The sequence below is a fragment of the Edaphosphingomonas laterariae genome (genome assembly GCF_900188165.1).
Lineage (GTDB): Bacteria > Pseudomonadota > Alphaproteobacteria > Sphingomonadales > Sphingomonadaceae > Sphingomonas_E > Sphingomonas_E laterariae.
Genome location: NZ_FZOS01000005.1, coordinates 13,742 through 31,475 on the forward strand (window position 1 = coordinate 13,742; position 17,734 = coordinate 31,475).

The following is a 17,734-nucleotide window of genomic DNA, read 5'->3' on the forward strand; positions in this document are numbered from 1 at the left end:
AGCGTCGCAAAACGGCGCCGCCAAGGAGGGGACATATCCATGATCGACAAGCCGGCGTTCTGCCGCACCTTTCTCGCCTGCTCTGCGTCGTTGCTGGCGCTCGCGCCGCTGCCGGCCGCAGCCCAGCGCGCGCCCGTCGCGATCCATATTTCCGCCAAGCCGCTGGCGGCCGCACTGAACGAACTGGCGCAGAGCACGCGCACCAACATCCTGTTTTCGCCGGATGCCGTGAAGGGCCTGCGCGCGACGGCGGTGCGCGGCGTGCTGACGCCGGAAAAGGCGGCACGGCAGCTGGTGCTGGGCACGTCGCTGGAAGTGGTGCGCGATGATGTCGGCGCGCTGATCATCCGCAAGCGGGCCGAACCGGGCCGGGCGCGGGGCGAGGCAGCGGCGCGCACGCCGGGCGTCACGGCGGCGGTTGCCGCCCCGGTGCGGATCGCGAGCGCCGATGCGCGCCTGACCGACCTGGGCGTCAGCGTGGATGGTGCGCAGGGCACTTCGGTCGCCGCGCCGATCGACGATACCGGGCTGGCCGAAATCGTCGTCACCGCGCAGAAGCGCGCGGAATCGCTGCAGGATACGCCGATCTCGATCGCCGCGCTGGGCGCCGCCGATATCGAGCGCGCCGGCGTCAATGAAATCAGCGACCTGCGTTCGCAGGTGCCGACCCTGCAGATCACGCCGCACCCGAACAGCGGCGTCAGCACGCGCATCTTCATGCGCGGCGTCGGCAATAATGACGATCAGATCACGCAGGATCCGTCGGTCGCGGTCTATGTCGATGGCGTCTATGTCGCGCGTACGCAGGGCATGGCGTCCGAAGTGGCGGAGCTGGAGCGCGTCGAAGTGCTGCGCGGGCCGCAGGGATCGCTTTACGGCCGCAACGCGACCGGCGGCGCGATCAACTTCATCACGCGCGAGCCCGATCTGGATGATCTGCGGATCAAGCAGACCTTCACCGTCGGCAATTACGATCATTTCCGCACCCGGACGAACGTGAACCTGCCGCTGGCGGATACGATCGCGGTCGAGCTGGGCTATATGCACACCGAACGCGATGGTTTCGTCGATAATCTCGGCACCGGCGTCGAACGGTTCGGCGATCAGCGTCGCGATGCCTATCGCGCCGGCGTGCTCTGGCAGCCGAGCGACGATTTCAACATCCGCTACACCTATGATCGTTCGGAAATCAGCGACACGCCGATCTTCATGGCGCAGGTGCCGCTCTTCCCGGGCAAGGGGCAGCGACCGTCCGAAGGCTCGCCCTTCGTCAACAATCTCAAGCGCAACGACGTCGTGGCGCAGGGGCATAATCTGACGGCGACATGGGATGTGGCCGATAGCCTGACGCTCAAGTCGATCACCGGCTATCGCAAGCTCGATAACCAGACCTACCAGAATTATCATTCGGGCGTGCTCGGGCCGTTCGCGCTGCTCGATTCCTCCAGCCTGATCCATCAGGACCAGTTTTCGCAGGAATTCCAGGCCGTCGGCGACGCGTTCGACGATCGCCTGCGTTACGTGCTGGGCGCTTATTATTTCGACGAGGACGCCGACGGTTTCGACGTCAGCCGCCAGCCCGCGCGGCGATCGGCCAGCGAACGCACCGTCACGATCGGCAACCGGGCTTATGCGGTCTATGGCCAGGCGACCTTCACGCCATCCTGGCTGGACGAGCGCCTGCACCTGACCGGCGGCCTCCGCTGGTCGCGCGACGAGCGCAAGGCCTCGCTGCAGGAAACCCTGATCCCGGCGAGCGGCATCCCGGCCGTGGGGCCGACGACCCCGGCGTCGAAGGCGTTCGAAAATTTCAGCCCGACGATCGTCGCCGCCTTCGATGTGACGGAGGATGTGAACATCTATGCGAAGATGGTGCGGGGCTATAAATCGGGCGGCTTCAACACCCGCGCCAGCACGCTCGAACGCTTTGCCGAGGGCTTCGGCCCCGAAACGCTGACATCCTACGAACTGGGTTTCAAATCGACCCTGCTGGACAAGCGCCTGCGCCTCAACATCGCGGCCTTCATGTCCGATTATAAGGATATTCAGGTCAACCTCCGGTCCGATCCATTGAACGTGGGCATCACCGACGTGCTCAACGCTGGCAAGGCGAAGGTGAAGGGCGTGGAGCTCGACATCACCGTCCGTCCTGTCGATCCGCTGACGATCAGCTTCAGCTACGCCTATCTGAACGGCGACTATAAGGAGGTGATCGACGCCACGGGCACGGATCGGTCGGAATTCTTCCGGTTCATCAACATGGCGCCGAACACGATCACCGCGAAGCTGGACTATCAGTTCCCGGCCACCGGCATCGGCCAGCCCGGCATCTACGTCGATTATTATTATCAGGACCGGATCACGACCTCGACGTCCGATCCGCGTTATCAGGCGCCGAGCTACGGGCTGCTCGATCTGCGCTTCACCCTGTCGGACATTCCGATCGGCTTCGGCAGCTGGCGTCTTTCCGCCTTCGGCCGCAACCTGACCGACAAGGAATATTATATCGCGCACTTCAATTCGGGCGTGCCGAGCGCCTTTTTCGGCCAGCCGCGAACCTATGGGCTGGAGCTGACCTTCGAATATTGAGCGATTTTTCGGAGCAGGTGCGAGCATCTGCTGACCCGGAAATCGCTTTATGTGCCCGCCAAATGGGGGAGCGGGGAGGGGCGTCGGCAAAACCGGCGCCCCTTTCGCGTTGTCGCGGTGGGCACGAACCGATAGGCATCGCGCATGGATGAAGCCGAACCCCTTGCCGCGAACGATATGTCGATGGCCGATCAGGAACCGCCGGTGAGCGCCGTGCGGGAAATCGTATCGCGCCTGCAGTCCGGCCCGACCAACCCCGTCGCGCGGGCGCGGCTGCGCGTCGAGCAGGAGGTGCCCGTGGCGCAGCGTGGCCCCGGCTGGGATCGCCACTGGCGCGAGCTGGAAGCCTATGTCGAGCTGCGCGGCGCCTGGCCGCTGGCGGCGAAGGGCCAATCCACCGACGAATGACAAGGTCGCAGGCCGAGGGGGAGAGCGATGCTGCGGGGAAATATGGGGCGCAACGCAGCGATCGCGATCCTGCTGGCCATCGCGGCGCCGGTTCTGCTGCCCGTCGCTGCGGCATATGCCCAGACGGTCGCCGTCGAACCCAATGGGCCGATGGTGCCGCGCGACATGCAGCCGTTGCCGGTTCATGTCGGCGGGCGGGTCGCCATCGCCAAGGCGGCACGCGGTGCGCAGCTTCACGCCCATCAATGGCCCGGCACCTATTTCGAGGCGGCCTTCACCGGCGATCACCTCGCCCTCAGTTTCGATGACAAGGGCAATGGCTATCAACTGCTGATCGACAACGCCCCGCCGATCGCGATCGCGCCGCCGGGGCGGTCGCTGCTGCGGGTGACTGGCCTGTCCCCCGGCGTGCATCGCGTGCGGCTGGAAAAGCTGACCGAAAATGATGGCGTGCGGGGGATATTCGGAGGCTTCTATGTGGCGCGTGACGCCCAGCCGCTGGCGGTGGCGCCGCGCAGCCGCCAGATCGAATTTATCGGCGATTCCTCGATGACGGGTTTCGGGCTGCGATCCGGCAAGGCGCAGTGCAGCTTGCGCGAATCCCAGGAAAGCACCGATACGCAGGGCGCCTATCCCGCGCTGGTCGCCCGCCATTACGACGCCGATTACCAGATCAACGCGATTTCGGCGCGCGGCCTCGTGCGCAATTATGCGGGCATGGTGCCGGGTCGGGAGATACCGAAGGTCTATCCCTTCACCTTCTTCGACATGACGACGCCCTATGTCGATGCGGGCTGGCGGCCGGAGCTGATCGTCCTCAAGCTCAACGCCGATTTCGTCGGCGCGATCGGCCCAGGTGAGAAGTGGAAGGATTTCGGCGAGGTCGCGGCCGATTACGGGCCGGCTTACGGGGCCTTCATCGCCGAGCTTCATCGCCGTTCGCCATCCGCCGCCTTCCTGATCTGGTGGTTCGATACCGCGCGGATGGGCGATCCCAATGCCCGCCGGATTTTCGAGACGGCCGAACAGGCGATCCGCGATGCCGCCCGGCAGGCCGGCGTCCAGCATCTCGATTTCATCACGGCATCGGATCTGGCGATCGAAGGCCGCGCCTGCGGGCATTATACGCCGTCGGATCAGCGCAAGCTGGCCGATTGGCTGATCGCCTATCTTGATCGGCATCCGACGATCTGGCCGGCCGAGAAAGCGAAAGCCCGGCAAGCGGAAGCCCGGCAAGTGGAATGATCGAAGGGGGAATGGGATGGACAAGCCACCGCCGTTGCACACCACCCTGCTATCGGGCGATGTCCGTCCCCTCGGCCCCAAGGGGATCGCCAGCGGCATCGCCAAGCGGCCCAACACCGCGCCCGCGCGGCTGACGCGGCTGGGTTTCGCGGGCGACGCGCAGGGCGACACGCGCAACCATGGCGGGATCGACAAGGCCGCCCACCATTATCCGTTCGATCATTATGCCGGCTGGCAGGCCGATCTCGGTGGCCATGCGCTGCTCGATCGGCCGGGCGCCTTTGGCGAGAATATCTCCACCCGCGGGCTTGTCGAAAGCGACGTCGCGATCGGCGATCGCTTCCGGCTCGGCCGTGCGCTCGTCGAAATTTCGCAGGGGCGGCAACCCTGTTTTCGCCTCAACCTCCGCTTCGGCATCGCCGATATGGCGCGGCGCATGCAGGGCAATGGCCGCACCGGCTGGTATTATCGGGTGATCGAGGAAGGCGATGTGGCGCCCAGCGATCGACTGACGCTGGTCGATCGCCTGACGCCGGAGTGGACGATCGATCGGCTGTGGCGCCTGCTTTACGTCGATGTGATGGATCTGGAAGGGCTGCGCGAAATGGCGGCGCTGCCGCATCTGCCCGATCGCTGGCGCCAGACCGCCGCCCGCCGCGTCGAAACCCGCGCGGTGGAAGACTGGCGTCGCCGTCTGGAAGGCGATTGACGGTGCCACCCCGCGCCGCGCCGGCATGGTCGGCGCGGCGCGGGGCGACATTGCGTCAGAACTGATATTTCAGCGTCAGCGTCACGTTGCGCGGCTCGCCAAAGGCGTGCTGGTCGTAAAAGCCGATCTGCGAATAATATTTCTTGTTGAACAGGTTCTCGACATTGAGCTGGGCGGAAAGCCCCTCGGCGAACTGATAGCGGCCCATCAGGTTGACCACCGCATAGGATTTCACCTCCAGCCGTTCGGGATCGCCCGATACGGGGTTGAAGGTGTCGGTGTAGCTCAACCCTTCCCAGTTGACGCCGCCGCCAAGCACCAGCCCATCCAGCGATCCACCGAACTTGTAGGTGGTGAACAGGCGCAGCAGCTTCTGCGGGAACAGGGTGTTGACCCGGTTGCCGTCCCGGTCCTTGGCCTTGAACTGGGTGTAGTTGCCGCTGACCGACCAGCCGGGCAGCACCTCGCCATTGGCTTCAACTTCGAAGCCGGTGCTCTTGATGCCCTTCACGCCGATATAGGCCTGTTCCGGCAGGTTGCCGTTGCCGCCGGTGCCGGGCACGGTTTCGTTGCCGTCCTCGATGCCGAAATTGTCCTGCTGGATGCGGAACACGGAAAGCGCGGTGATCAGGCGGCCGCCAAAAAAGCTGCTCTTGAGGCCGGCTTCATAGGTGCTGCCCGACAGCGGATCGAGGAACTTGCCGGTGCGGTCGCGCCGTTCCTGCGGCTGATAGATATCCGTGTAGCTCACATAAGCGGTGTGGTGCTGCGCGAATTCGTAGAGCAGGCCGGCATAGGGCGTGAACTTGTCGTCGTAGCCATAATCGACGGACGTGCCATAATAGAGGCCGTTGCGATCCCAGCTGTTCAGGCGGCCGCCCAGGATCGCCTTCAGTCCGTCGGCCAGGTGCAAGCGGGTCGACGCGAAATAACCCCATTGCTTGGTCTTGAGGTCGACCTGCTGGCTGCGCGCGCCCCAGGTTGGTTCGGGGAAGCTGCCGTCCCAGTTCAGGAAGTCGCCGACGGCGGCGACGTTGCTCGACGCGTAGCCGAAGAAGCTGAAATCCTGCTTGGCATAGCTTGCGCCGACCATCAGCTCATGTTCGCGCCCGAACAGCCCGTAGCTGCCGTTGACGCGGATGCCGACGTCCATCTGTTCGCGCCGCGCGTCATAGCGGGCGGGCGAGGCGCCCATGCCAAGCCCCGTCACCTTGTCCGGATAGCCGTAGAGGTAGAGCAGGCGCATGTCGCTCTTATTGTTGGTATAATTGCCGTAGAGGCGCGCATTCCACTTGTCGCCAAGCTGCTGGGTCAGATCGGCGAAATAGGTGTAGTTTTCGGCCGGCCAGGTCGTCCAGTTGGCGCCGATCGTCTTGGAACGGCGCCAATCGGTGCGCGAACCATCGGCATACCAGGTCGGCAGGCCGCCCCATTGCGTGCCGCTGGCATCATGATCCTGATAGCTGGCGCCGACGCTGAGGTGCGTGCCCGGCGTGATATCGGCATCGATGACGCCGTAGAGCACCAGCTTCTTGTTGTGGAGGATGTCGATGAAGCTGTCGCCTTCCTCATATTTGGCGACGACGCGGGCGCGCACCGCGCCATCGGCGGTGATCGGCGTGCTGACATCGCCCATGATCTGGTAATTGTCCCACCGGCTTGCGGACGCGGTGATCGACGCGGTCAGCTCGTCGCTGTCGGCATGCTTGCGGATCAGGTTTACCGAGGCGGAAGGGTTGCCCACGCCTGTCAGCAGGCCGGTGGCGCCGCGCACGATTTCCACCTGCTGGTAGATGGCGACGTCGAGATTGGATTCACCCGCGCTGAAGCCCTGCACCCACTGCACGGGAATGCCGTCGACCTGATAGATGTCGATGTCGAAGCCGCGCGCCGAAAAGCCGTTGCGCGAGCTGTCGAGCGCCTTCACCGACACGCCGGCGGCATTGTTCATCACGTCGCTGAGCGTGCGGATCGCCTGATCGTCCATGCGATCGGCGGTCATCACCGTCACCGACTGGGGGGTTTCGAGGATCGAAAGGCCGAGGCCGGTTGCCGAACCGAGTTTTTCGCTCGTGGTATAGCCCGTCACGACTATCGCATCGCGATCGGCGGCGTCGCGATCCTTTTCGGCGGATTGGGCGAGCGCCGGGGCGGCCACCGCAAGGCCACAGGCGAGTGCGATCGCGGACGCACCGCGCCGGGTGAGCGAAGGAAAGGCCAAGGACGTCGCGATCATGGATTAACCCCCCGGATTTTTTTGATGATGTTATGCGTGCGGCAACCGCCCGCCCCGCCATCGACGCGCGTGGCGCGGACGATGCGGGGCGGGCCTGTCGCGGATCAGAAACGGTAGGACACGGTGCCCATCACGTTGCGCGGTGCGCCCATGAAGCAATCGCCGCGCGCCAGGCAGGACGCATAATATTTGTTGTTGAACAGGTTGGTGGCGTTGAGCGCAAAGCGCCAATTGTCCCAGCTCACTTCCGCCAGCGCGTCGACCGTGGTGCGCGACGGCGTGACGATCGACCAGATGGAGCTCGTCGAGATGCTCTTGCCGGCATAGACGACGCCGCCGCCCAGGCGCAGCTGGGCCTCGCCGGGCAGGCCGAAGGTCTTGGTCGTCCAGGCCGACGCGGTGTGGCGCGGCATGTAATCGAGGCTGGTGTTGGTTTCGGACTTCAGCTTGGAATAGCCGTAATTGGCCAGCAGCTCGAAATTGCCGGGCAGGGTGTGGCTCGCCTCGACTTCGAAGCCCTTGGTGTTGAGTTCGCCCGACTGGGTGGTGCCGCCGGCGGCGAGATAGAGGACGCGGTTGCGTTCCTTGATCTTGAACGCGGTGGCCGTGATCAGCGTATTGGCGTCCGGCTGCCATTTGATGCCGGCTTCATATTGCGTGCCGGTCTGCGGCACATAGGGATCGCCGAAGGTGCCGTCCGGGTTCTCGATCAGCCCCGCGACCGGCAGGAAGCTTTCGGTATAGCTGAAGAAGGGCGAGAAGCCGGCGCCGATTTCGCCGATGATGCCGGCGCGGAAGGTGGTGGCGTTGTCCTTCTGCCCCGACGAGCCGGTGACGCGATCGCGACGGGCGCCGACCACGACCGACACACGATCGTACAGGCGGATCTGATCCTGGACATAGACGCCCAGCTGCTTCTGCGATGTCGAGGTGAAGGGCCCCGAGGGATCGTAGGTCAGCAGCGCATCATAATCGATGTCGTAAAGGTCGACGACCTCGAAACCGCCGTCATAGCGCTTGCTCACCTTGTTCCAGCTATAATCGATGCCGACGAGCAGCTTGTGCTCGATATCGTCGCCGGTGTTGAAGTTGACCTGCAGATTATTGTCGGTCGAAAAGACGTTCATCCGCGCGTCGCTGGCATCGGCGATCAGGCCGATGGTGCGGCCGTCTGTGCCGTAGACCGAATAGGGATCGGTCGGGTTGCTGTAGCTGTCGGCATAATGGGTGTTATATTCAAGGTCGCTGTCGATGTAGCGCGCCTTGAGGCTGAGGCGGATATTGTCCGAGAAATTGTGGGTGATGGTGCCGCCGCCCTGAAGCGAACGGCCGTTATAGCGATCCCAGCCCGCCTTGCCGACGAAGACATAACGGTCCAGCTGCTCGCCCGCGACCGGGTTGGGCTTGAAGGTGCCGACGATCGGCAGGAATTGCGAGGTCGAGCCGGTGTCGTCTTCCTGATAGAGGCCGGTCAGCACGATGTTGGTGTCGGGCGTGGGCTGCCAGCGGATCGACGGCGCGAACATCACGCGATCGTCGGGCACATGATCGACATAGGTGTCGGCATCGCGGACGCGGCCGACGGCGCGGATCGCCAGATTGTCGGTCAGCGCGACGTTCACGTCGCCCAGCAGTTCCTTGCGATCATAGCTGCCATAGACGGCGTTCAGTTCGCCGCGCGTTTCGAAATCCGGGGTCTTGGAGACGAGGTTGACGAGGCCGCCGATCGATCCCTGGCCGAACAGCACCGAGGCCGGTCCGCGCACGATTTCCACGCGGGAGAAGTTGTACGGGTCCGACGTGATCGAGGCATAATAAGAGAAGATGTCGCGCATGCCGTCGCGGAACTGCAGCGCATCGAGCCCGCGCACATTGAACCCGTCGACCCGCGTGTCGCGGCCATAAGGGTTGGCGAGCACGCCGGCGGCATATTTCACCGTGTCGCTGATGTTGATCGCGCCCTGCGAAATATAGGTTTCGGACGAGATGATCGTGATCGGCTGGGGCAGCTCGACCAGCGGCGTTTCCGTCTTCGTGCCGGCATTGGCGCCGGTCACGACGATCACATTCTCATCGGCTGCCGTTTCGGCGGCTTCCGCCGCCGCCTCTGCCGCCATCACCGGCAGCGGGCACAGCGCCAGCGCCGCACAGGTCCATGCAAATTTCCTTGCCGTGCTCATCATATTCCCCTTCCGCACGAAAATCATCGGGGCGCGCATAGGGCTATTGCGATGCGATCGCAATAGCGATACTCGCGTCTGCAATTAATCATGGCTTGCAATAATCGGCGCGCGACGGCTTATAGGTCCATCCGCGGCAGGAGGATCAATGTCGCCCACGTCCCGAAAATGGCTTCGCGTGTTTTTCGCCGGCCCCGGCGCGGTGATCATCGCGATGGTGGTGATGGCCGGCATGGCCCTGTGGCTGCCGCGCGGCGCCGCGCAGATCGACAATCTTGTCCTGCCGCTCGTGCTCGTGCCGCTGATCTGGGCGGCTCTGTTCTTTCACGCCTGCCTTGATCGTCGGCTCGGCCGCGTCGCCATCGTGGCGATCGGGCTGCTGTTGATCCATGGCGGCCTTGTCGCCCACAAATTCATGAATCGGCCGCCGGCGGCCGGGGAGCAGGCGAAATGATCCATCTTCCCAAGGAAGAAACCAAGCTGATGGTCGCGGTCCACGGCTGGTCCGGGATCCTGCTCGGCCTGCTGCTCTATGCCGTCGTCATCACCGGCATGGCGGCGGTGTTCGCCGAGGAGATCGGCGCCTGGTCCGCCGGGCATGTCGAGACGCAATCGGCGTTCGAACGTCCGTTCGACAAGGCGGTGCGCGAACTCGGTGCGCGCACGCCGGCCAAATATCATGAAGGCGTCGATCTGTTCGAAATCGGCGATCACAATCTCGGTGCCTTCTTCCACCGCCACGAAACCGATCCCGACGGCAAATTCGTCAGCCGTGGCATCTATTACCAGCTCGATCGCGACGGCCGGATCGAACAGGAACTGCACGGCACCGGCGAAGAGGTGTTCCAGCCGCGCAACGATGATGCGCTCAGCCACTTCCTGATCGACACCCATGTCCGCCTGCACGTGCCGGACCCGTGGGGTCTGCTGCTCACCGGCATATTGGGGCTGGCGATGCTGGTCGCGGCCATTTCGGGCCTGCTGATCCACCGCCACCTGTTCAAGGACATCTTCACCCTGCGGCGCAAGGCGAACCCGGTGCTGGTCGATCGCGACCGGCACAGCGTGGCCGGCACATGGAGCCTGCCCTTCGCCTTCATCCTCGCCTTCACCGGCAGCTTCTTTTCCTTCTTCGGCACGATCGGCGTGCCGATCGTCGCGATGGCGGCCTTTGGCGGCGACGTGCAGGCGCTGAACGACGCGGTGTTCGGCAACCCGGCCAAGCCCGATGCCCGGCCCGTGGCGGTGGGCAATCTCGATCGGATCGCTGCGGATTCGATCCAACGCGCCGGCGGACCGCCGATCTTCGTCGCGGTGGAAAATTACGGCCGCGCGGATGCCATGGTGACGAGTTTCCACGATCCCAAGGCCGGCGCCATCGAGCCGATGACCCTGCTCTACAACGGCACAACCGCCGAATTCGATCGCGCCAAGCCGTCGATCGGCACGCGCCCGTCGGCGGGCGGCACGCTCGCCGCGATCATGTCGCCGCTGCATTTCGGCAATTTCGCCGGCCTGTTGTCCAAGGCGGTGTGGTTCGGCCTCGGCTTCGCCATGTGCTATGTCACGCTCACCGGCCTGCGGCTCTGGCTCGTCCGCCGGCGTGAAGCCGGGCGCGCGCTGGCGTGGCTGGAGCGCACCGTCGCGGTCGTCGGCTTCGGCCTGCCGCTGGCGCTCGTCGTTGCCGCAGCCGCCTTCCTTGTCGCCATGCCGGCGGGCAGCGCGGTTTTCTGGACGCCGACGGCCTTCCTTGCCGCATCGGCGGTTGCGATCCTTGGCGGCATCCTCATGCGCTCGGCCGATGCGATCAGCCGCCTCCTCCAGATTGCGACGGGGGCGATCATGCTCGTCCTGCCGGCCTTGCGGCTCGCCACCGGCGGGCCGGGCTGGGGGCAGGCGATCGGCGCCGGCCAGCCGGTCATCGCCGCGCTCGACCTCGCCTTCATGGTCGCTGGCCTGTGGATGCTGTGGCGCGTGTTCGGCGCGCACCGCCGCCGCGACGATCTTCCGCTTTCCGCCAATCTGCAGGCTGCCGAATGATGCTGCCCACGCTTATCGCCATCGCCTGTTCGGCGGTCCTGATCATCCTGTTGTGCGCGAACGATCCCAAGCGGCGGCGTTCGGCCGGATTGGCCGATGCACTGCAGACCAGCGCGATGCGGCGATCATTTGCCGCGCTGGCCTGCCTGCCGGGCGTGGTGCTGGCGCTGATGGGCGATGCGGCGGCCTTCCTGATGTGGCTTGGCGCCTGTGCGTCGCTGGGCTGGTTCGTCACCCTGTGGTTCGGCGACCGCCGCGAGAGGGGCTGACCGGGCTTAGCATTTTGCCGACGCCGCCCTATCATGCGCGGCCGGCGGCAAGGTGGAGGCCAGCGCATGAGCAAGCACCGGATCTGTTCGGCGAGCGTGGCGAGCGTCTATCCCCATTATGTCGCCAAGGCCGAGAAGAAGGGCCGCACCAGGGCCGAGGTGGATGAGATCATTCGTTGGCTGACCGGGCATAGCCAGCCGTCGCTCGACGATCAGCTGGCCAATGGCGTGAGCTTCGAGGATTTCTTCGCGCAGGCGCCCCGCATGAATCCCGCGCGATCGCTGATCAAGGGCGTGGTCTGCGGCGTGCGGGTCGAGGATGTCGAAGAGCCGACGATGCGAGAAATCCGCTATCTCGACAAACTGATCGACGAACTCGCCAGGGGTAAGGCGATGGCGAAGATCCTGCGGGAATGATGCGGCGGGCGGCCGTTAACGGGCGCGCCGCCATTTGAGCACGGCCCGCTGGCCGCCTGTGCCGATATCGGCCGAAAGCGTCAGATCACCGTCGCCCTCGAAGGCATAGTTGCGGACGACGGTGGTTCCCGCCCAGCCGGGCATGGTCGCGCCCAGAACATGGTGGCTCACCTCATGCCGGCCGGTGTCGACATCATAGGGCCCATAATAGCTGGAATAGCGATCATAGGAGACCCGCGCCTCATAGGTCGCGCCATCGGCCACCGTGGATGGGCGCGCAGGCGGATTGGGGTTGAGCAGGTGGCAGGACATGTTTCCCGCGGCATCATAGATGATCTGGCCCTGCGCCTTGGCGCCCATCGGATGGATGACGCCGCCCTTGCCATCGTGAAGTTCATAGGAAACCAGCTGCCAGGTGCCGATCAGCCGGGGGAGCGCGGTGGCGGCGGCCTCATTTGCCATGGCGGGGCCGCCCGGCATCAGGGCCAGCACCGGCATGGCGACCGTGAGCGCCTTCAGCCAATATCGTCTCGACGCGATTGTCATCTGGCCGCTCGCTCCCCATCGGTGAATGCCCTCGCAATGCTGACGGGCCGATGCATAGGTGGTTAGCCGCAAGATCGCGATCTTTTCAATTGGAAGCTCCCTGGACGCTTGCCTGAAGCGGCCATGGTGGCGGACGCAGGGACTCGTTCAGAAGCTCATGCCGATGCCGATGATGCCGACATTGGCATCGGGTTCGCCGTCGCCGATGAACAGGCGCTTATATTCGATCTTGGCGTAGAGGCGCTCGGTGAGGCCCTGTTCCCAGCCGGCGCCGAGGCCGATGGCGTTGCCGCATTCACCGCAATCCTTGGATTGCCAGTTCAGGCCGGCGAAGGCCTTGCCTTCGGGCAAGGGTTCGATGCCGATCCGCCCGCCAATGCCCCACGCGACGCGGGTGTCATCGGCCAGCGGCTTTTCCGCCAGCCCTTCGACGCCCACGAAGACGCCTTCGGTGATGTCGAAATCATAGCCGACCGCCACGCCGGCGATCGCGTTCGTTTCCTCGTCATTCCAGCTGATGCCGCCAGTGGCTTCGATATAGGCCTCACCCGCGAAAGCGGGGGTGGCGGCGGCGAGGGGCAGGACGGCCAGCGACAGGATTGCCTTGCGTATCATGCGTTCACTCCCCAGCAATTCCCCCGGGAAATTCGGCCCCTCCGCGCGCTTGTCTGGCTGCGCCTGCGGCGGACGGCTGTCAATGTTCGTTGAACTTGCCCAGGAAGGGCGCCGCCACTTCGGCGGGCACGCGGATCGGGCGGCCGATGGATTTGTCGATGATCGCCCAGGTGGTGCGCGACCGGACATGGGCCTTGCCGTCGACGCCGATGAATTCCACCATCCGGTCGAAGCGCGCGCCCTTGGGTGGATCGGGGATCCAGGTGCGCGCGATCACCGTGCCGCCGGGGCCCAGCGCACGCAGATAATCAATCTCGTGCCGGGTCACGACCCAGATATAGGCATCGACATGGGTGGGATCGGCAACGGTGATCCAGTGCGCGGTGGCGACCTGCTGGATCCACTGCACCCATACCGCATTGTTGACGTGGCCCAGTTCGTCGATGTCCTCGGGCTGGGCGGTGAAGGTGACGGAGAAGCTCATGCGGTCAACGTCCCTCTGTCGATCGTTGCGCGGTCCTGCCGGCATCGCGGGGGGCGTGCCGGCAAGGTCGCGCCATCATCTCATGCCATCTGGGTCAGGATGAAGGCATAGGCTTCGGCATCTTCGCGCAAGCTGTCGAACCGGCCGGACTTACCGCCATGGCCCGCGCCCATATTGGTCTTGAGCAGCAGGGCGTTGGTGTCCGTCCTGGTGGCGCGCAGCTTCGCCGTCCATTTCGCCGGTTCCCAATAAGTGACGCGCGGATCGTTGAGGCCGCCGGTGATCAGCATTGGCGGATAGGCCTGCGCCGAGACATTGTCATACGGGCTGTAGCTGCGGATCAGATCGAAGGCGGCGGGATCGGTGATCGGGTTGCCCCATTCGGGCCATTCGCCCGGCGTCAGCGGCAGCGTATCATCCAGCATGGTGTTGAGCACGTCGACGAAGGGCACGTCGGCCACCACCGCGCCCCACAATGCGGGATCTGTGTTGGCGACCACGCCCATCAGTTCGCCGCCCGCCGATCCGCCGTTGATGGCGATATTGCCCGCGCGGGTGAAGCCGCCGGCGATCAGCCCCTTCGCGGCATCGACGAAATCGTGGAAGGTGTTCCAGCGCTTTTCCGCCTTGCCATCGAGATACCAGCCATAGCCAAGATCATCGCCGCCCCGGATATGCGCGATGGCATAGGCATAACCGCGGTCGAGCAGGCTGAGGCGCAGCGTGGAGAAGGCCGGCGGATAGGCATAGCCATAGGCGCCATAAGCGTAGAGATAGAGCTTGCCCTGGCCGTTCTTCACGAAATCGCGCCGATAGACGACCGAGACGGGCACCTTGGTGCCATCGCGCGCATCGACCATCAGCCGTTCGGTGGCATAGAGCGCGGGATCATAGCCCGACGGGATCTGCTGCACCTTGAGCGTGGTGAGGCTGCCCGCCGCCCAATCGAAATCGAACACCGTATTGGGCGTCACCAGCGACGAATAGACGAGGCGATAGACCGGCGGATCATATTCGGGATTGGCGGCGAGGCCGGCGGTGTAGCTGGCTTCGGGGAAGGGGATGAGGCTTTCGGCGCCGTCATAGCCGCGCAGCCGAACCTGATCGAGCCCGTCCACCCGTTCCTGGATGACGAGGTGCTGGGCGAAGCTGGTGACGCCGCGCAGATAATGGCGGTCGGACCCGGCGATCACCTCCGTCCACTCGCCCGGCGCGGCGGGATCGGACGAGGCGAGGCGGAAATTGACATGGGTGTCGTTGGTCAGGATCCACAGCCGGCCGTGGGCGCTGTCGATCGAATATTGCCGCTTCACCTGGCGCGGGCTGACGAGGAGGGGCGTGGCGGCGGGATCGGTTGCGGGGACGAGGCGCGCTTCGCTGGTTTCATGATCGCCGGTGGCGATGATGATCCACTGGCGATCCTGCGAGCGGCCGAGCGCCACGCGGAAGCCTTCGTCCGCTTCCTCATAGAGCGTCGCATCGCCTGCGGGATCGCGGCCGAGATGATGGAGCTGGGCGCGATAGGTACGCCAGTTGTCGTTCACCTCGGTGTAAGCGACGGCCGTGGAATCCGCGCTCCACACCACCGCGCCATTGGCGACGCGGCTGACGGTTTCGATATCCTGCCCGGTCGAAAGATCGCGGATGCGCAGCGTGAAGCGTTCCGATCCGTTGTCGTCCGCCGACCAGGCGAGCAGCCGGCCGTCGGGGCTGACTTCGAGCGCCTGCAGCCGGAAATATTCCTTGCCTTCGGCCTCGGCCGGTTCGCTGAGGATCAGTTCGTCCGGCCCCCCGGCCACGGGCTTGCGATACCAGAGGCGATATTGCCCGCCCGGCTGGAACGCCCACCAATAGAGCCAGTCGCCATCCTTTTGCGGCACGCCGGCATCGTCTTCCTTGATGCGGCCCTTCATTTCCTGGAACAGCGTTTCGACCAGATCGCCGTGGGGCGCCATCGCGGCTTCGAACCAGGCGTTTTCCGCCTTCAGATAATCAAGGATCTCCGCATCATCGACCTTGGGATAATGGGGGTCTTTCAGCCAGGCGTAGGGATCCTCGACCGTCCGGCCATGGTGGGAAAAGCTGTGCGGCTTCACCGCAGCGACCGGGGGCAGGACAGTCATCAACATCCTCTTAACTAGCGTCGGGCGGCCTGACGGCCTATCTAGGCCGTTTAGAAATAGAAGGCCGGGTGCTGATGTCCACCTACGAAGATCGTTTGAAGGCGCTCCGCGAGGAGCTGGCGAAGCGCAAGCTGGACGGATTCGTCGTTCCGCTGACCGATGAGCATATGAGCGAATATGTCGGCGCCTATGCCCAGCGGCTGGCGTGGCTGACGGGGTTCCAGGGATCGGCCGGATCGGCGGTGGTGCTGCCCGCCGAGGCCGCGATCTTCGTCGACGGGCGCTACACGCTGCAGGTGCGCGAGCAGGTGGACGGCAACCACTGGAGCTACCAGTCGGTGCCGCAGACCAGCATTGCCGCCTGGCTGAAGGACCATGCCGGCCAGGGCGCGCGGATCGGTTACGACCCGTGGCTCCACACCCGCGGCTGGGTGAAGGCCGCGCGCGCGGCGCTGGCGGATAAGGGCGCCGAGCTGGTGGCGGTGGACACCAACCCGGTGGATGCGGTGTGGCCCGACCGGCCGGAGCCGTCCAAGGCGAAGCTGGTCGTCCACGGCAATGATCTGGCGGGCAAGAGTTCGGCCGAAAAGCGGCAGGAGGTGGCCGACTGGCTGGCGACGCGTAAGGCCGACGCGGTGGTCGTCTCCGCGCTCGATTCGCTCGCCTGGCTGCTCAATGTGCGGGGTGAGGATGTCGAGCGGACGCCGGTGGCGCTGGCTTATGCGGTGGTGCAGGCCGACGGCACGGCCGATCTGTTCGTCGCGCCCGAAAAGCTGGGCGAGGATGTCGCCAAGCATCTCGGCAACGCGGTGCGCCGCCATCCGCGCGATGCCTTTGCCGGCTATCTGGCGGGGCTGGCGGGCAAGACCGTGGCGGCCGACCCTGAACGCGCTGTCGCCGCGATCTTCGAGGCGCTCGACAAGGCCGGCGCGCGGGTGATCGAGGCGCGCGACCCGACGGTGCTGGCCAAGGCGATCAAGAATGCGGCGGAGATTGCCGGCCACAAGGCCGCGCAGCTGCGCGACGGCGCGGCGCTGGTGCGCTTCCTCCACTGGCTTTCGGTCGAAGCGCCGAAGGGCGGGCTGACCGAACTCGACGCGTCCGACAGGCTGGAGGCGTTCCGCCGCGACACCGGCAAGCTGCGCGACCTTTCGTTCGACACGATTTCGGGTGCGGGGCCGAACGGCGCGGTCGTCCATTATCGCGTGACCGAGGAGACCAACCGGCCGATCGAGATCGATTCGCTGTTCCTGATCGATTCGGGCGGACAATATGAGGACGGCACGACCGACGTGACCCGCACGGTGGCGATCGGCACGCCCACGGCGGAGATGAAGGATCGCTTCACCCGCGTGCTGCGCGGCCATGTCGCGCTCGCCCGCGCGGTCTTTCCGGTCGGCACACGCGGCGGCCAGCTCGACGCGCTGGCGCGCCAGTTCCTGTGGGAAGCGGGGCTGGATTATGCCCATGGCACCGGCCACGGCGTCGGCAGCTATCTTTCGGTGCATGAAGGGCCGCAGCGCATCGCCACCTTCGGCGGTGGGGACGAGCCGCTGCAGGCGGGCATGTTCCTGTCCAACGAGCCGGGCTATTACAAATCCGGCGAATATGGCATCCGTGTCGAAAATCTTGTTCTGGTAGAGACGCGTGAAATAGCGGGCGCGGAACGCGAAATGCTGGGCTTCGAGACGCTCACCTTCGCTCCCATCGACCGCGAGCTGATCGACACCGGCGTGCTGACGCCCGGTGAGCGTGCATGGATCGACGGCTATCATGCCGAGGTGCGCGACCGGATTGGCCCGCTGCTCGATGGCGATGCGAAGGCGTGGCTCGACCGCGTAACGCAGCCGCTGTGATCGGAGGGGTAGGCATT

General features: G+C 65.0%; 15 protein-coding genes. 9 read left to right on the forward strand and 6 right to left on the reverse strand.

From position 1 onward, the window contains the following. Positions 1 to 39: 39 nt before the first annotated feature. The 4 genes from CHB74_RS06140 to CHB74_RS06155 all read left to right on the forward strand — a co-directional run bounded on the left by CHB74_RS06140 (position 40) and on the right by CHB74_RS06155 (position 4,951). Positions 40 to 2,589 carry a TonB-dependent receptor gene (locus CHB74_RS06140; protein WP_089218753.1) on the forward strand — a complete coding sequence of 850 codons (2,550 nt, stop codon included), beginning with the start codon at positions 40 to 42 and terminating at the stop codon, positions 2,587 to 2,589. 144 nt (positions 2,590 to 2,733) lie between these two features. After that, positions 2,734 to 2,997 (forward strand): hypothetical protein, encoded by a 264-nt coding sequence (locus CHB74_RS06145; protein WP_245842675.1) that lies wholly within the window; start codon positions 2,734 to 2,736, stop codon positions 2,995 to 2,997. Between the two features lie 27 nt (positions 2,998 to 3,024). Beyond that, positions 3,025 to 4,242 (forward strand): SGNH/GDSL hydrolase family protein, encoded by a 1,218-nt coding sequence (locus CHB74_RS06150; protein WP_144033736.1) that lies wholly within the window; start codon positions 3,025 to 3,027, stop codon positions 4,240 to 4,242. Positions 4,243 to 4,258: 16 nt separating this feature from the next. Then, positions 4,259 to 4,951 (forward strand): MOSC domain-containing protein, encoded by a 693-nt coding sequence (locus CHB74_RS06155; RefSeq protein ID WP_089218755.1) that lies wholly within the window; start codon positions 4,259 to 4,261, stop codon positions 4,949 to 4,951. A 55-nt stretch (positions 4,952 to 5,006) separates the two neighbouring features. Here the strand turns inward: CHB74_RS06155 and CHB74_RS06160 are convergent, their stop codons facing one another. Both CHB74_RS06160 and CHB74_RS06165 read right to left on the reverse strand, forming a co-directional pair. Further along, positions 5,007 to 7,187, reverse strand: a complete 2,181-nt coding sequence (locus CHB74_RS06160) for a TonB-dependent siderophore receptor (RefSeq protein WP_089218756.1) — start codon at positions 7,185 to 7,187, stop codon at positions 5,007 to 5,009. Positions 7,188 to 7,291: 104 nt separating this feature from the next. After that, positions 7,292 to 9,367, reverse strand: a complete 2,076-nt coding sequence (locus CHB74_RS06165; RefSeq protein ID WP_089218930.1) for a TonB-dependent siderophore receptor — start codon at positions 9,365 to 9,367, stop codon at positions 7,292 to 7,294. A 148-nt stretch (positions 9,368 to 9,515) separates the two neighbouring features. On the opposite strand from CHB74_RS06165, the gene CHB74_RS06170 reads away from it, so the two are divergent. The 4 genes from CHB74_RS06170 (at position 9,516) to CHB74_RS06185 (ending at position 12,093) form a co-directional block, all read left to right on the forward strand. Beyond that, positions 9,516 to 9,821, forward strand: coding sequence for a hypothetical protein (locus tag CHB74_RS06170; protein ID WP_089218757.1), 306 nt, complete (start codon positions 9,516 to 9,518; stop codon positions 9,819 to 9,821). Next, on the forward strand, positions 9,818 to 11,407 hold the full coding sequence (locus tag CHB74_RS06175; RefSeq protein ID WP_089218758.1) for a PepSY-associated TM helix domain-containing protein: 1,590 nt from the start codon (positions 9,818 to 9,820) through the stop codon (positions 11,405 to 11,407). The genes CHB74_RS06170 and CHB74_RS06175 overlap by 4 nt, the downstream gene beginning before the upstream one ends. Then, on the forward strand, positions 11,407 to 11,676 hold the full coding sequence (locus CHB74_RS06180) for a hypothetical protein (RefSeq protein WP_245842677.1): 270 nt from the start codon (positions 11,407 to 11,409) through the stop codon (positions 11,674 to 11,676). The genes CHB74_RS06175 and CHB74_RS06180 overlap by 1 nt, the downstream gene beginning before the upstream one ends. A 66-nt stretch (positions 11,677 to 11,742) precedes the next feature. Then, positions 11,743 to 12,093 (forward strand): DUF2200 domain-containing protein, encoded by a 351-nt coding sequence (locus CHB74_RS06185; RefSeq protein ID WP_089218760.1) that lies wholly within the window; start codon positions 11,743 to 11,745, stop codon positions 12,091 to 12,093. A gap of 15 nt (positions 12,094 to 12,108) precedes the next feature. Here the strand turns inward: CHB74_RS06185 and CHB74_RS06190 are convergent, their stop codons facing one another. The 4 genes from CHB74_RS06190 to CHB74_RS06205 form a co-directional block, all read right to left on the reverse strand. Then, positions 12,109 to 12,639: a lipocalin-like domain-containing protein gene (locus CHB74_RS06190; protein ID WP_089218761.1), complete on the reverse strand. Its 531-nt coding sequence runs from the start codon at positions 12,637 to 12,639 to the stop codon at positions 12,109 to 12,111. A 147-nt stretch (positions 12,640 to 12,786) separates the two neighbouring features. After that, a complete protein-coding gene (locus CHB74_RS06195) occupies positions 12,787 to 13,254 on the reverse strand; it encodes a porin family protein (RefSeq protein ID WP_089218762.1) in 468 nt (155 codons plus the stop codon). Between the two features lie 79 nt (positions 13,255 to 13,333). Then, complete coding sequence (locus CHB74_RS06200; RefSeq protein ID WP_089218763.1) at positions 13,334 to 13,738, reverse strand: acyl-CoA thioesterase; 405 nt, start codon at positions 13,736 to 13,738, stop codon at positions 13,334 to 13,336. A gap of 80 nt (positions 13,739 to 13,818) precedes the next feature. Further along, a complete protein-coding gene (locus CHB74_RS06205) occupies positions 13,819 to 15,861 on the reverse strand; it encodes a S9 family peptidase (RefSeq protein WP_245842678.1) in 2,043 nt (680 codons plus the stop codon). Positions 15,862 to 15,935: 74 nt separating this feature from the next. Between CHB74_RS06205 and CHB74_RS06210 the strand changes: the two genes are divergently transcribed. Continuing rightward, on the forward strand, positions 15,936 to 17,717 hold the full coding sequence (locus tag CHB74_RS06210; protein WP_089218765.1) for an aminopeptidase P family protein: 1,782 nt from the start codon (positions 15,936 to 15,938) through the stop codon (positions 17,715 to 17,717). Positions 17,718 to 17,734: the final 17 nt, after the last annotated feature.